Genomic DNA, 14,003 nt, shown 5'->3' with positions numbered 1-14,003 from the left:
AGAGAAGAACCTTTGGTTCGTTTTTCTTCTTGTACTCACTGAAACTGTTATTAAGAATAAGAGAAAAGGAAGTCAGGTAGAAACACCACAAGCTTTCTTCCAACTCAGTCCTATAGCTCAGTTGGTTAGAGCGCCACACTGATAATGTGGAGGTCGGCAGTTCAAGTCTGCCTGGGACTACTTCTTTTATTATTGAATGTAGAGTTTCTAAATTAAAACTTCTAATTCAATACTCTAAAATTCCCTTGGGGGATTAGCTCAGTTGGCTAGAGCACCTGCTTTGCAAGCAGGGGGTCAACGGTTCGAATCCGTTATTCTCCACTTCGCTGTTTTATACAGCACAAGATCTTTGACATATTGACACAAGCAAGACTGTAAAGTAGAACGATTCTTTCTTTTAAATGGAAGAATTAGTATTCTAATTATTGAAGGTTAAAACTTCAAATTCTTTAGAATCACACAACAGCTGAAAGTATGAGCTACATTCTTTGTAAGTAATTACGAAGAAGGCGAAGAAAGTAAGAAAGGGCGCATGGCGGATGCCTTGGCTCACGGAGGCGACGAAGGACGTGATAAGCTGCGATAAGCCTTGGGTAGGTGCAAATAACCATTGATCCAAGGATTTCCGAATGGGACAACCCAGCAGGTTGAAGACCTGCTATCACTACAGACGTAGTGAGGCAAACGGAGGGAACTGAAACATCTTAGTACCTCTAGGAAGAGAAAATAAACTAATGATTCCCCTAGTAGTGGCGAGCGAACGGGGAATAGCCCAAACCAGTGACGTAGCAATGCGCCACTGGGGTTGTAGGACCACGCTGTCGTACTTAGATTGTGAGAAGAATGTTCTGGAAAGAACAATCATAGAGGGTGATAATCCCGTATTCGAAGCATGACGAGACGTAGTGGTATCCTGAGTAACGCGGAACACGTGAAATTCTGCGCGAATCCGCCGGGACCATCCGGTAAGGCTAAATACTCCCGTGAGACCGATAGTGAACGAGTACTGTGAAGGAAAGGTGAAAAGCACTCCGATGAGGAGAGTGAAATAGTTCCTGAAACCATGCGCCTACAAGCGGTCGGAGCTGTTAATTCAGTGACGGCGTGCCTTTTGCATAATGAACCTACGAGTTACCATGTCTGGCAAGGATAAGCGTCATGAGATGCGCATCCGTAGTGAAAGCGAGCCTGAACAGGGCGTCAAGTCAGATGGGGTAGACGCGAAACCAAGTGATCTACACTTGCCCAGGTTGAAGTTCGGGTAACACCGAATGGAGGACCGCACGGATAAGCGTTGAAAAGCTTCCCGATGAGGTGAGTGTAGGAGTGAAAGGCCAATCAAACTTGGAGATAGCTCGTACTCCCCGAAAGGCATTTAGGTGCCGCGTGCATCGATCTCCATAAGAGGTAGAGCGACCGATAGGTCAAGAGGGCTTCACCGCCTATCGAGACCTGACGAACTCCGAATGCTTATGGACAGCAGATGTGCAGTAAGGGGGCGGGTGCTAAGGTCCGTCCCCGAGAGGAGAAGAATCCAGACCGCCGTCTAAGGTCCCGAAATTCTGTCTAAGTTAGTCTAACGAAGTCTGGTCCCCGTGACAGCTAGGATGTTGGCTTGGAAGCAGCCATTCATTCAAAGAGTGCGTAACAGCTCACTAGTCGAGGGTCTGGGCATGGATAATAATCGGGTATAAGTCAGATACCGAAGGCGCGGGATAGTAATGTAAATTAAAAGTATCGGTAGGGGAGCATTCCATCGACGTCGAATGGTGAAGGTAACTGATCCTGGAGTTTATGGAAAAGCAAATGTAGGTATAAGTAACGATAAAAAGGGTGAGATTCCCTTTCGCCGAAAGACCGAGGTTTCCCGGGCGATGCCAATCAGCCCGGGGTTAGTCGGGTCCTAAGTCTCAGCCGAACGGCGAAGGCGATGGCAGATGCGGTTAATATTCCGCAACTCGTATGTTCAGTGATGTGGAGACGGAGCAGTGACACTGCCGCGCCCTGACGGAATAGGGCGTTTAAGTGTGTAGGTTATGAGAGTGGCAGGCAAATCCACCACTTGAGCTGAACCACGAAAGTACAACACTTCCTTCGGGAAGAGTTGAGTGCAGGTAATCATACTTCCGAGAAAATCCGCTAAACTTAATGTTCATACGACCCGTACCGCAAACGGACACACGTGGTCGGGTAGAATATACTAAGGCGTTGAGAGATTCATGGTTAAGGAACTAGGCAAATTGACCCCGTAACTTCGGGATAAGGGGTCCTCATAGCAATATGAGGCGCAGAGAATAGGTCCAGGCAACTGTTTAACAAAAACACAGGGCTGTGCAAACTCGAAAGATGAGGTATACAGCCTGACACCTGCCCGGTGCTGGAAGGTTAAGAGGAGATGTCACTAGCAATAGGAAGCATTGAATTGAAGCCCCAGTAAACGGCGGCCGTAACTATAACGGTCCTAAGGTAGCGAAATTCCTTGTCGGGTAAGTTCCGACCTGCACGAATGGTGTAATGATCCGGACGCTGTCTCAACCATGATCTCAGTGAAATTGTAGTATCGGTGAAGATGCCGATTACCCGCGATGGGACGAAAAGACCCCGTGAACCTTTACTACAGCTTAGCATTGACCTTGGTCATCCGATGTGTAGGATAGGCCGGAGGCTTCGAAGCGGGTGCGCCAGCATTCGTGGAGCCATCCTTGAAATACGGTCCTTTGGCTGTCTGAGGTCTAACACGCAGATTGCGTGGACACTGCTTGGTGGGTAGTTTGACTGGGGTGGTCGCCTCCAAAAGCGTAACGGAGGCTTCCAAAGGTGCCCTCGGACCGATTGGTAACCGGTCTCATAGAGTGCAATGGCATAAGGGCGCTTGACTGGGAGGCAGACATGCCGAGCAGGCAGGAAACTGGGGCATAGTGATCCGGCGGATGTGTATGGAAACTCCGTCGCTCAAAGGATAAAAGGTACTCCGGGGATAACAGGCTGATCCCCCCCAAGAGCTCATATCGACGGGGTGGTTTGGCACCTCGATGTCGGCTCGTCACATCCTGGGGCTGGAGAAGGTCCCAAGGGTTGGGCTGTTCGCCCATTAAAGTGGCACGCGAGCTGGGTTCAGAACGTCGTGAGACAGTTCGGTCTCTATCTATCGTGGGCGTTGGAGTTTTGCGTGGTGCTGACACTAGTACGAGAGGACCGTGTTGGACAGACCTCCGGTTTACCAGTTGTGCCGCCAGGTGCACCGCTGGGTATCTGAGTCTGGATTGGATAAGCGCTGAAAGCATCTAAGTGCGAAGCCAGCCGCAAGATGAGAACTCCTCATAAGGGTCGTCATAGACGATGACGTTGATAGGGTGTAGGTGTAAAGACGGTGACGTCAAAGCCGAGCACTACTAATTGCCCGAAACTTTCTTCGGGTCTCCCGCCTCCCTAGAGTGGAGAGCGGGGACCAGTGACTCAGACTTTGAGCTGTGTAATCTTCTTGATAGAAGTAGAAAAGTTCTATAATGTTTTGCTTGTGGAAATACGTCACCTTATACGGCTGACAAGTCAGTAGACGAGTTAACAAGTATACGAGTAGACAAGTTAAAAGTGTACAAGAAAGCGAGTTAAAAGTGAACGAGTAAACAAGTTATTAGTTCTAAGGACAATGTTTAATAACGAATCTACTGATAAGAAGACAGAAGGAAGACAAGAATAAAGACAAACAACTAGTTAACTTGTCAACTTCAAAACCAGTCAACCGAACAAGACATTAGGTGGTTATTGCGTCGGGGTTCCACCTCTTCCCATTCCGAACAGAGAAGTTAAGCCCGTCTGCGCCGATGGTACTGCAATGCAATGCGGGAGAGTAGGTCGCCGCCTTCTTTAATATGAGAGAGCTTTGAAGAGAAATCTTCGAGGCTCTCTTTTTTTTGTTCGTCTCACTCTCAAACTATAACTCTCAATCCCATCGTCCCATCCCTCCTCAACAGTTCTTCCTAACCCTTCCCCAACTCTTTCCCCAGCCTCTCCCCAATTTTCTCCCCAATCCTCTCCGTACAATCGCTTACCGTCCGCAGGGAAGTAATGCTGAAAGAGCGTAATTACCGAGATACGTAGGATGTGCATAAAGGGTGTTTAACACCTTTACTCAAGAGTGTTTAACACCCTTATCCAAGAGTGTTTAACACCTTTACCCAAGAGTGTTTAACACCTTTGCCCAAGAGTGTTTAACACCCTTGCCCAAGAGTGTTTAACACCCTTGCCTAAGAGTGTTTAACACCTTTGCCCAAGAGTGTTTAACACCCTTATCCTAGTCGTAGGACTTATGAAGTACGGCTGTACGACCCGTGGGGCACAGAAGTATAACCCGTGCCCCACGAAAGTATATTTCGTAGATGTTAACAATTCGAGCCTTACCTTAATAATCTTACGCCAATAAGACTTTATGAAAGCACCAAGAAGAAGCACTTCTAAGACAGGCTAAAAATTGTTCGCGAACAAAATCAAAATTGTTCGCGAACAATTCAAGAAAAGTTCGCGAACAAATTGGGAAGAGTTCGCGAACAATTTTTTGAGTGTCTTGTGTTATTTGTTTAATTGCCCTTACCTATATAATATGCGAGACCAATATTCCACATACCTTGCAGACCATAGCCTAGCTCTGAAGTGAAGCGGAGACGATGGCTTCCAAGCTCTATGCCAACAGGCGATAATTGGTAGACAAGTCTCATTTTATTCTCTTTGATATTAGGAAAGTTGCTACTTTTTGATCTTAGTTGATAGTAGCTTATCCCCATTCCGACCTTTGAATATAGTGTAAAGTTCCTATTTCCGAGCCATGTGTAATGCACTTCCGGCATAACAGTCCACGCTTTACTCGATAACTTCAGTTCATCATTAGGAAATATAGAGTAGAAAAGTCCTTCAAAAATCAGTCTGAAAGGGTTATCCTTCTCTTCTTCAGTCAATGGTCGATGTGCTCCTTTTGCAGCTGCTTCAGTATAGCTAATATCTGTTCCTACCGCCCATCTCTTATTCAGATGATAGATATATTCCATGTTAAGAGAGCTGTTGATATTCTGAAACGAAGAGAATAATGAAGCATCATCTTCAAGTTGAAACTGTTTAACGTAATTGTTTCTAACACTCTTCAAATGTGGCTCGTCCCCTAATCCGAAGCTCCATATTAATTCGTGTTTGGGTTGTTGAGCGTTCAACGAGAGAGCAATACCAGTTAATAGTAGTACTAAGAATCTTCTTTTCATACTGTGATATAGATTTTAATTATATTACTGCAAAGATAATAAAATTACAGCTCATCGTTATTTTTTGTTCCATCTTTTGTTTGATGTGTAGGTGTGAAGAATCGTAATAGAGGCTCTTCTCCATTCAAGGAGAGCCTTTCCTTGCCCTCAAAGAGGCGTCTTCTATGATTGAAGAAGCGCCCTCTTGTATTAGTAATAACAATGACAGGGAAGAAAAGCGTACCTATTATGTATGATTTTCTATCGTTTTCCCATGGTATATATATGCTTTTTAAGAAAAAAACGTTACTTTTGCTAATCGCATTACAATCAATATGATATACTTCATTAAACGATCCGTTGTATGGCTAAGACGTGCACAGTACTCTCGAGGGTTCGGTGTGCAATCGCCTTGGGCCTACAAGTTTATTCGTTACGTGGTGAATGAGCACTATCCATATTATAAGTATGCTCAACTGAAACAGCAGGTCTATGGAATTAATAAGCGTGTTCGTAAGCTCTGCAGACTCTATTTCCGAATCGCTAATTTCCAGCAGCCTCATAGTTTTATAGACTATCTTCCATTCTCTTCCTGTTATAAAATTTATACCTTAGCAGGTGCTAAGAAGACCCTCTATCAGCTTATTTCGCAAGATACAACACCAGAATCCTATATCCGAATACTTGCGGAAGTTGGTGATAATAGTATTGTTCGTGCCAGTTTAAGAGGCAACTATCGTGAGTTTATCGATAAAGCTATAGACCTTCTCCCATCGACTTCTGTCTTGATTATAGAGCATATCAAGCGCAATAAAGAGACGGAGGCTTACTGGAAAAGTTTAGTTGCCGATGAACGTACAGGTATCACCTTTGATTTATACTATTGCGGTTTAATCTTTCTAGACAAGACCATGATTAAGCAAGATTATATTGTTAATTTCTAAACATGAAGCTATATACAAAGACAGGCGATAACGGGATGACCTCCTTATGTGGGGGAAAACGAGTGTCAAAGGACGATATTCAGGTGGAAGCCTATGGAACTGTTGACGAGTTGAATGCCCATATTGGTGTATTGAAGTCCCTACTTCTACAATCTCAAATAAGCGATAATCTCAAAGAAGGACATACGTCCCAGAATATGAATTTATCCATCGATTCTTTCCTGGAAGAACTGCAGAACGAACTCTTTGTGGTAGGTGGAGCGTTGGCAAAAGAATCATCCATAACTTCAAAACTCCCTTCTGTATCAGCCTTAGTCGTGCAATTGGAACATCAGATAGATGGGCTAACCGCTGCTATTCCCGCCCAACACAATTTCATTTATCCAGGTGGTTGCCTCATGTCAGCCCAATGTCACGTTTGTAGGACGGTATGTCGTCGAGCAGAGCGACGTATTATCACGCTATCAAAAGTAGCCCAAATTCCAGAAGAGATATTCCCGTTTATGAACAGATTATCAGATTATTTCTTCATCTTGTCACGTTATTTAAACATTAAGAGTGATAATAGTGAAAAAACGTGGGAAAATGCTTGTAGATAAGAAATAATATATTACTTTTGCACGAACTAAGAACATGTAAAGAAATAAGAATATGTATTGGACATTGGAATTGGCCTCTAAATTGGAAGATGCTCCATGGCCAGCAACTAAAGAGGAGTTAATCGACTATGCTATACGATCAGGTGCACCTCTTGAAGTCCTAGAGAACTTGCAAGAGATAGAAGATGAAGGAGATGTCTACGATAGCATAGAAGATATTTGGCCAGATTATCCTTCTAAGGATGATTTCTTATGGAATGAAGACGAATATTAAGGCGTTGAAACAGAAATAGGTTACTCATGTGTAAGATGTGAGTAACCTTTTTTGTTATCCAAGAGTATGCTGATATAATAAATAAAAATTGCTCTTAATAGCAATAAACTACTACACCCTCCGTTATAAAAGCGTGTTTAAACGCTTATTTCTCATAATCATTCTAATGAGCTTGGCAGTAACTTCTACCAAAGCACAGTTCGATCCGTCCTATAGTCACTATTGGGCTATGGAACCTTCGTTCAACCCTGCAACCGTTGGAAAAGATAATAAATTAAATGTTATTGGAGCCTACGCTTTAGACTTCGCAGGCTATGAGCATAATCCAAATACTTTCTATGTGGGAGGTGATATGCCTGTTTTTTTCATGAAACAATACCATGGCGTGGGCGTGTCAATATTGAATGATAAGATAGGAGCCTTCACTCATCAGCGTATCGCAGGACAATATGCTTTCCGTAAGACGTTATGGGGAGGCATGCTTTCGGCAGGTGTACAAGTGGGTGTTTTGTTCGATAAATTCGATGGAAGTAAGCTTGATCCAGCTGAAGCAAGCGACCCTGCTTTGCTTACAACCGAAGCTAATGGAAACAGTTTGGATTTAGGTGTAGGACTCTATTATACCCATAAGAACTGGTACGCAGGAGTATCTGTTCAGCATTTGAATGCCCCCTTGTTAGAAATAGGAGATAAGAATCAATTACAAATAGATCGTACCTATTATTTGACAGGAGGATACAATATAAAATTGAGGAATCCGTTTCTTAATATACCAGTGTCTGTTTTAGGGCGGTATGATGGTACTGCCTATCGTGCCGACATCACAACCCGTTTGGTCTATACCAATGATAAGAAAGTTCTGTACGGAGGTGTCTCTTATAGTCCAACAAATTCTGTCACCGCCTACGTTGGTGGCTCTTTCCATGGAATCAATGTTGGTTATAGCTATGAGATGTACACCGGTTCTGCTGCTTTCGGCAATGGTAACCATGAGTTGTTTGTAAGTTATCAAACAGACATAAACCTTCAAAAGAAAGGACGAAACAAGCATAAAAGCGTAAGATTTCTATAAGAACGAGATATGAAAATGAAGAAAAGAATATTAACCATTTGTCTTGGTACACTCTTGCTAAGCTCTCTCACTGGTTGTTTCTCTGGTAAGACAGCTTCTTCATCAGGGCGCGGTGGTGAGGTCACTGGTGTTGGCAAAGGTGGTAGTTTTCGTGAACCAACACCTTATGGTATGACCCTCGTGAAGCGTGGATGGCTACACATGGGTTTAGACAAGCAGGATTCTCTTTGGGGAAAGAAGACTCCAGTAAAGGATATATCTGTAGATGGTTTTTGGATGGATGAGACCGAGGTCACCAATTCCGAGTATAAGCAATTTGTGGAGTGGGTGCGTGATTCCATTCTTCGTACACGTTTAGCCGACCCTGCCTATGGTGGTGATGAGACCTATATGATCACAGAGGACAAGAATGGAGACCCTGTTAAGCCCCATATCAATTGGAACAAACGATTGCCACGAAAGTTCAATGAAGATGAGCAAAGAGCTTATGAAAGTATGTTTGTTACTAATCCAGTAACAGGGGAGAAGAGTCTTGATGCAAAACAGATGAATTATCGCTATGAGATTTATGATTATACGACAGCGGCTTTGCGTCGTAATCGTTTGAATCCACAGGAGCGTAATTTGAATACAGATATAAAGGTTGATCCTAGTGAAGTAGTGATGATTTCTAAGGATACAGCCTATGTTGATGATGAAGGAAACATTCATCAAGAAACAATCAACCGCCCATTAACAGGTCCTTGGGACTTCTTGAATACTTACATCGTTAATATCTATCCAGATACAACTTGCTGGGTAAACGATTTCCGAAACTCAGATAATGAGATATACTTACGTAATTATTTCAGCAACCCAACCTATAATAACTATCCAGTAGTGGGAGTTACGTGGGAACAAGCCAATGCTTTCTGTGCCTGGAGAACGGAATATCTATTGAAAGGATTAGGTCGTGAGGCTCGTTATGTACAGCGTTATCGACTGCCGACAGAGGCTGAATGGGAGTATGCTGCACGTGGAAAGAATCAAGACGAGTTCCCTTGGGACAACCAGAATGTTAAGAATGGCAATGGTTGTTTCTATGCTAACTTCAAGCCAGATCGTGGTAATTACACGAAGGACGGAAATCTGATTACAAGTAAGGTAGGCATTTATGGTGCCAATTCCAATGGTCTTTACGATATGGCAGGTAATGTTGCTGAATGGACAAGTACCGTTTATACTGAAGCAGGTGTGGATGCGATGAACGATTTAAACCCACAGTTAGACTATAAAGCAGCCAAAGAAGACCCTTATAGACTCAAGAAGAAGAGTGTAAGAGGTGGTAGTTGGAAGGATCCGGAGAGCTACATTCGCAGTGCATGGCGTACTTGGGAATACCAGAATCAACCGCGTAGTTACATTGGATTCCGTTGTGTTCGTAGCCTCGCAAGTTCGTCTAGCGAAGCAGCAAAAGAGAATAAGAAAAGCAGTAAGAAAAGGAAAAGATAATGACACAGTATAGTAAATTCAACTTCATTTACCATCTACAAAAGTGGATGGATAGTGTCCCTGGACAAACTTTCCTCAATTATGGTTATAGTTGGGGAGCATCAATTGTAATCCTTGGTGCCTTGTTTAAGCTCACTCACTTACCAGGTGCTAACATCATGTTATACCTTGGTATGGGTACAGAGGTTATAGTGTTTTTCCTCTCTGCATTCGATCGTCCGTTTGATAAAACAGATGATGGTCGTGAGCTGCCGACGCATGTTACAGATGAATACCTAGCTGGGAAAGAAGAGAATAGGTCTACTTCTTCAGCTGTACAACCACAATCTTCTGCGGTTTCATCGGTAGATGTTGAGCGTGTACAGCAGGCTATTCCATCTGCTGATGATATAGCGGCTGCTGTTGTTGGACAGCAGAGTAAGGCTATTACAGATGCTCAACAACAAACGCCAGAGATGGTAGAGGCACAAACAAATTATGTCTCTGCTTTGCAGAATCTAACAGAGATGTTAGGTAAGGTGAACGATCAGAGTCAGCGTCTTACACGTGATAGTGAGGAGATGGAGAACCTCAATCGTACTCTTACAGGTATTGCAAAGGTTTATGAAATGCAACTCAAGGGAGCTAGTCAGCAGATTGGTACTATTGATCAAATTAATGAACAAACCCGTAAGATGGCTCACCAAATAGAGCAACTTAATAGTATTTATGCTCGAATGATTGAGGCAATGACTGTGAATATGCGTGTTGCTGCACCAGGGGCAACTACTCCGCAGTCAACTTCGGAAAGCTTATAAATTAACAGATTATGGTAGGGGAGAAGTTGTTAAGTTGTCTCCTTGATACTAATAAATAGGATTAATGGCTATTAAGAAGAAAAAGATTAGTCCACGCCAGAAGATGATCAACCTCATGTACGTTGTCCTCATGGCAATGTTGGCATTGAATATTTCTACGGAAGTACTCAATGGCTTCTCTGTTGTTGAGGAGAGTTTGAATCGTACAACGAATAACTCATCGAAAGAGAATGAAGCGATCTTTGGTGAACTAGACCAAATGATGCAGAAGAATCCACAGAAGGTTAAGGAGTGGTTTATGATGGCATCGACTGTTAGAGAGATGAGTGATTCTCTCTATAATTATGCTCAGTCATTGAAGGTTGCCATTGTCCGTGAAGCAGATGGTGAGAAAGGTGATCCTTTGCACATTGAAGGTAAAGACAATCTGGAGGCTGCCAGTTATATAATGTTGAACCCTGCTAATGGGCAAGGGCGCAAGTTATACAATGCAATCAATAGTTATCGCAGTCGAATCTTACAGTTTGTAACAGATCCACAGCAGAAGAAAATTATTGCAAGTAACCTCTCAACGACAGTGCCGAAACACTCAATGGGAAAGAACTGGCAGGAGTATATGTTTGAAAACATGCCTGTTGCAGCTGCTGTAACATTGTTATCAAAGTTACAGAGCGACGTTCGTTATGCGGAAGGGGAAGTCTTACACACGTTGGTGGCTAATGTTGGTTTGAAGGATTTACGTGTTAACAAATTGCAAGCATTCGTTGTTCCGAGTCAAACTCGTCTCTATCCAGGTGAAACCATGACTGCTCAAATGTTTATGGCAGCAGTAGATTCCACTCAACAACCACAGGTGTATGTTAATGGTCAACTAATTCAAGGGAATCAAGTGACCGTGAAAGCTGGTGCTCCTGGTAAGCATACTTTGAGTGGATACATGCTTATGAAGGATATGGCAGGTAATGTTTTGCGCCGTAATTTTGCACAAGACTATTGGGTTACTGGTGGACCACAACCTAAAGAATACATTAATCCTAATGGTATGCAAAAGATACCTCCTTTCGATGGGATGGCCACAATTGCAGCTGATTTGATGAATGTATTGTATGCTGGATTTGATAATCCAATTACCATAAGTATTCCTAATACCGCTCAAAACGATGTACAAGCAACGATGTCAGGAGGAACACTTATTGCACGTGGTGGCGGTCATTTCATAGCGCGACCATCAGCAGTCGGCAGTCCTGTTACCATTTCAGTATCAGCCAAGGGGCGCAAGGTTGGTGCCTATCAGTTCCGTGTCCGTAAGCTACCAGACCCATCTCCTTACATTGCTATGGGGGGTGATCGCTTTAAGAGTGGACCATTATCTAAAGCAGCCTTAATGGGTGCTCCAGGTATTCATGCGGCTATTGATGATGGATTACTTGATATTCCGTTCACTGTGACAAGCTTCCGTGTTGTCTTCTTTGATAATATGGGTAATGCTGTTCCATTGGCTAGTAATGGCGCTTCTTTCTCATCTCAACAGAAGGAGCAGTTCCGTCAGTTGAGTCGTAACAAGCGCTTCTATATTACCAATGTTGTTGTTCATGGACCTGATGGAATCACTCGAACCCTCAATGGACGCAACATGGAGGTTATTGTTCGATAACTATTTGTTAGATAAAACTAACTGAATAAAATATAGGGGATGGTCTTTTTTCCTCTCATAAAGATAAAACAAAGAAACAATGAAAAAGATATTTCTCATAACCTGTACGGTTTTCTTTGCACTAGCCATCAGTGCTCAGCCTGCTGCTAGACGTAACCAGCAAAGGGCGCAATCGCCTGCTAACACGATTACCACACGTGCGCAGATATCTCTCCCAACAGCTGCTCCTTTGCAAGAAGATGTTGTTTGGCGTCGTGATATCTATCGTGAATTGAAGTTGGATGAGGATGCGAATGCAGGACTTTATTATCCTGTTGAACCCGTAGGATCACAGATGAATCTCTTTACTTATATCTTCAAATTGATGATGAATGGTCCTAATCGAGGAGGTGTTGCCGCTTATAATTATCGAATGGATGGTAACGAAGTCTTTACCGACTCTGCCCGTGTAAAGCCCTTGCAGTTCCTTGACAACTATCATATCTATTATGAACGCACAGACCATGGCATCCGTCTTGATAATAGTGATATTCCTTCGAGCGAGGTAAAAGGGTATTATCTAAAGGAAAGTGCTTATTATGACCAAGGCACATCAACTTTCCATCGTAAGGTAGTGGCACTTTGTCCAATCATGTATCGCGAAGATGACTTCGGAGATGGAGAGGTTAAATACCCATTATTCTGGGTTCGCTATGACGACCTTGCCCCTTTCCTCTCTAAGCAAACCATGATGACTAGCAACTTAAACAATGCTGCTACGATGAGTGTGGATGATTATTTCACGATGAACTTATACAAAGGAAAGATTTACAAGACCACCAATCTGTTAGGAAAGACGCTTGCACAATATTGTCCAAACGATTCTGCAATGGCTACAGAACAGAAAAAGATAGAGCGTGAGCTTGCTGATTTTGAGAAGCATATCTATGGAGATCCTGCTCGTAAGGATAGTCTTGATAGTATTGCGGCAAGCCAAGATACAGCGAAAGCAAGCAAACGTTTGACTCGTGGACGTCGCTCCAGTGGTACATCAACACGCAGCGTTCGCCGTAGTCGTCCCACTTCCGAGCGTAGCTCTGGTATGACTCCTGCACGTGTGACTGTCCGCCGTGAGCGTCATTAAATGACAGAGTTAATAATAAAATTAAACATTTGAAAGATTGATTCATACACCTCTTCCGAATGTTTTCACCTTTAAAACGATAGGTTATGAAGAATGTTTTTTTATCAGCAATAGTAGCTTTAGCACTGCTATTTTCTGTTCCTTCCCATGCAGGTGAGCCTCTGCAATTTGGTTTGAAAGCAGGTTTGAACGTAACTGACATGAAGTTTAATAGTAGTGTCTTCAATAAGTCGAACCAAGCTGGATGGTTCTTTGGTCCAACGGTAAAGTTCACTTTGCCTATTGTTGGTTTGGGAATGGATGCCTCGGTACTCTATGACTATCGTTCAGCAAAGCTCGATTATGATAACGTTAATAAGACCATCAAGCAGCAACAAGTATCTGTTCCTGTGAATGTACGCTATTCTATCGGGTTAGGAAGTACTGCCAGTATCCTTCTGTTTGGTGGTCCTCAAGTTGCTTTTAACGTTGGTGACAAAGACTTCCGTTGGACAGAATGCAGCAACTATGCACTTAAAAAGAGTAATTTCAGTATTAATCTCGGTTTCGGTGTTACGGCTTTAAAGCATTTACAATTGACTGCCAACTATAATATTGCATGTGGTAAGACTGCCGATGTAACTTGGAAAACGGGACCAAATGCTGTTGGTTCCGCATTAGGACTTAATAAGAAGAGTAGTCGCAACAACTCTTGGCAGGTGGGTGTAGCTTATTTCTTCTAGGCAGATAATCGATATATATGACATAAAGCTCCATTTCCTTTCGATGAAATGGAGCTTTATCTTATATAGAAGTGTGTCTTTGGTATGGGATGAAATCGG

10 protein-coding genes, 2 tRNA genes and 2 rRNA genes are annotated in these 14,003 nt (G+C 43.1%); 13 read left to right on the top strand and 1 reads right to left on the bottom strand.

Annotated elements, in window-relative coordinates:
• Positions 1–106: 106 nt before the first annotated feature.
• From J5A55_RS07120 to rrf, 4 genes are all read left to right on the top strand, one after another.
• Positions 107–180 (top strand) — tRNA-Ile (locus J5A55_RS07120).
• Positions 181–247: 67 nt separating this feature from the next.
• Positions 248–321: transfer RNA gene (locus tag J5A55_RS07115), tRNA-Ala, on the top strand.
• A gap of 191 nt (positions 322–512) precedes the next feature.
• Positions 513–3,415: ribosomal RNA gene (locus tag J5A55_RS07110) — 23S ribosomal RNA — on the top strand.
• Positions 3,416–3,754: 339 nt separating this feature from the next.
• Positions 3,755–3,867, top strand: a 5S ribosomal RNA gene (gene rrf, locus J5A55_RS07105).
• A 710-nt stretch (positions 3,868–4,577) separates the two neighbouring features.
• Here the strand turns inward: rrf and J5A55_RS07100 are convergent.
• Positions 4,578–5,249, bottom strand: coding sequence for a hypothetical protein (locus J5A55_RS07100; protein WP_004383954.1), 672 nt, complete (start codon positions 5,247–5,249; stop codon positions 4,578–4,580).
• A 314-nt stretch (positions 5,250–5,563) separates the two neighbouring features.
• On the opposite strand from J5A55_RS07100, the gene J5A55_RS07095 reads away from it, so the two are divergent.
• From J5A55_RS07095 to J5A55_RS07055, 9 genes are all read left to right on the top strand, one after another.
• Positions 5,564–6,172 (top strand): hypothetical protein, encoded by a 609-nt coding sequence (locus J5A55_RS07095; RefSeq protein WP_004383953.1) that lies wholly within the window; start codon positions 5,564–5,566, stop codon positions 6,170–6,172.
• Between the two features lie 2 nt (positions 6,173–6,174).
• On the top strand, positions 6,175–6,771 hold the full coding sequence (locus J5A55_RS07090; RefSeq protein WP_004383952.1) for a cob(I)yrinic acid a,c-diamide adenosyltransferase: 597 nt from the start codon (positions 6,175–6,177) through the stop codon (positions 6,769–6,771).
• Between the two features lie 52 nt (positions 6,772–6,823).
• A complete protein-coding gene (locus J5A55_RS07085; protein ID WP_004383951.1) occupies positions 6,824–7,045 on the top strand; it encodes a DUF2795 domain-containing protein in 222 nt (73 codons plus the stop codon).
• 133 nt (positions 7,046–7,178) lie between these two features.
• A complete protein-coding gene (locus J5A55_RS07080) occupies positions 7,179–8,117 on the top strand; it encodes a PorP/SprF family type IX secretion system membrane protein (protein WP_050755901.1) in 939 nt (312 codons plus the stop codon).
• A 9-nt stretch (positions 8,118–8,126) separates the two neighbouring features.
• Positions 8,127–9,608 carry a T9SS ring complex lipoprotein PorK/GldK gene (porK, locus tag J5A55_RS07075; RefSeq protein WP_004383949.1) on the top strand — a complete coding sequence of 494 codons (1,482 nt, stop codon included), beginning with the start codon at positions 8,127–8,129 and terminating at the stop codon, positions 9,606–9,608.
• Positions 9,608–10,405: a type IX secretion system motor protein PorL/GldL gene (porL, locus tag J5A55_RS07070; protein ID WP_004383948.1), complete on the top strand. Its 798-nt coding sequence runs from the start codon at positions 9,608–9,610 to the stop codon at positions 10,403–10,405. Before porK ends, porL begins: the two co-directional genes overlap by 1 nt.
• Before the next feature lie 64 nt (positions 10,406–10,469).
• Positions 10,470–12,059 carry a type IX secretion system motor protein PorM/GldM gene (gene porM, locus J5A55_RS07065; protein ID WP_004383947.1) on the top strand — a complete coding sequence of 530 codons (1,590 nt, stop codon included), beginning with the start codon at positions 10,470–10,472 and terminating at the stop codon, positions 12,057–12,059.
• Positions 12,060–12,138: 79 nt separating this feature from the next.
• Entirely contained in the window at positions 12,139–13,182 is a 1,044-nt protein-coding gene (gene porN, locus J5A55_RS07060) for a type IX secretion system ring subunit PorN/GldN (RefSeq protein ID WP_004383946.1), read from the top strand.
• Positions 13,183–13,268: 86 nt separating this feature from the next.
• Entirely contained in the window at positions 13,269–13,904 is a 636-nt protein-coding gene (locus tag J5A55_RS07055; RefSeq protein WP_004383945.1) for a porin family protein, read from the top strand.
• Positions 13,905–14,003: the final 99 nt, after the last annotated feature.

The sequence above is a fragment of the Prevotella veroralis genome (assembly GCF_018127765.1).
Classification (GTDB): domain Bacteria; phylum Bacteroidota; class Bacteroidia; order Bacteroidales; family Bacteroidaceae; genus Prevotella; species Prevotella veroralis.
This window is presented reverse-complemented; position numbering and strand designations above follow the sequence as displayed.

Excerpts from the sequence above, each read along its gene's own strand:
- porM (WP_004383947.1), top strand. The coding sequence starts at position 10,470 with ATGGCTATTAAGAAGAAAAAGATTAGTCCACGCCAGAAGATGATCAAC.
- J5A55_RS07055 (WP_004383945.1), top strand. The coding sequence starts at position 13,269 with ATGAAGAATGTTTTTTTATCAGCAATAGTAGCTTTAGCACTGCTATTT.
- J5A55_RS07100 (WP_004383954.1), bottom strand. The coding sequence starts at position 5,249 with ATGAAAAGAAGATTCTTAGTACTACTATTAACTGGTATTGCTCTCTCG.
- porK (WP_004383949.1), top strand. The coding sequence starts at position 8,127 with ATGAAAATGAAGAAAAGAATATTAACCATTTGTCTTGGTACACTCTTG.
- J5A55_RS07085 (WP_004383951.1), top strand. The coding sequence starts at position 6,824 with ATGTATTGGACATTGGAATTGGCCTCTAAATTGGAAGATGCTCCATGG.
- J5A55_RS07090 (WP_004383952.1), top strand. The coding sequence starts at position 6,175 with ATGAAGCTATATACAAAGACAGGCGATAACGGGATGACCTCCTTATGT.
- J5A55_RS07095 (WP_004383953.1), top strand. The coding sequence starts at position 5,564 with ATGATATACTTCATTAAACGATCCGTTGTATGGCTAAGACGTGCACAG.
- porL (WP_004383948.1), top strand. The coding sequence starts at position 9,608 with ATGACACAGTATAGTAAATTCAACTTCATTTACCATCTACAAAAGTGG.
- porN (WP_004383946.1), top strand. The coding sequence starts at position 12,139 with ATGAAAAAGATATTTCTCATAACCTGTACGGTTTTCTTTGCACTAGCC.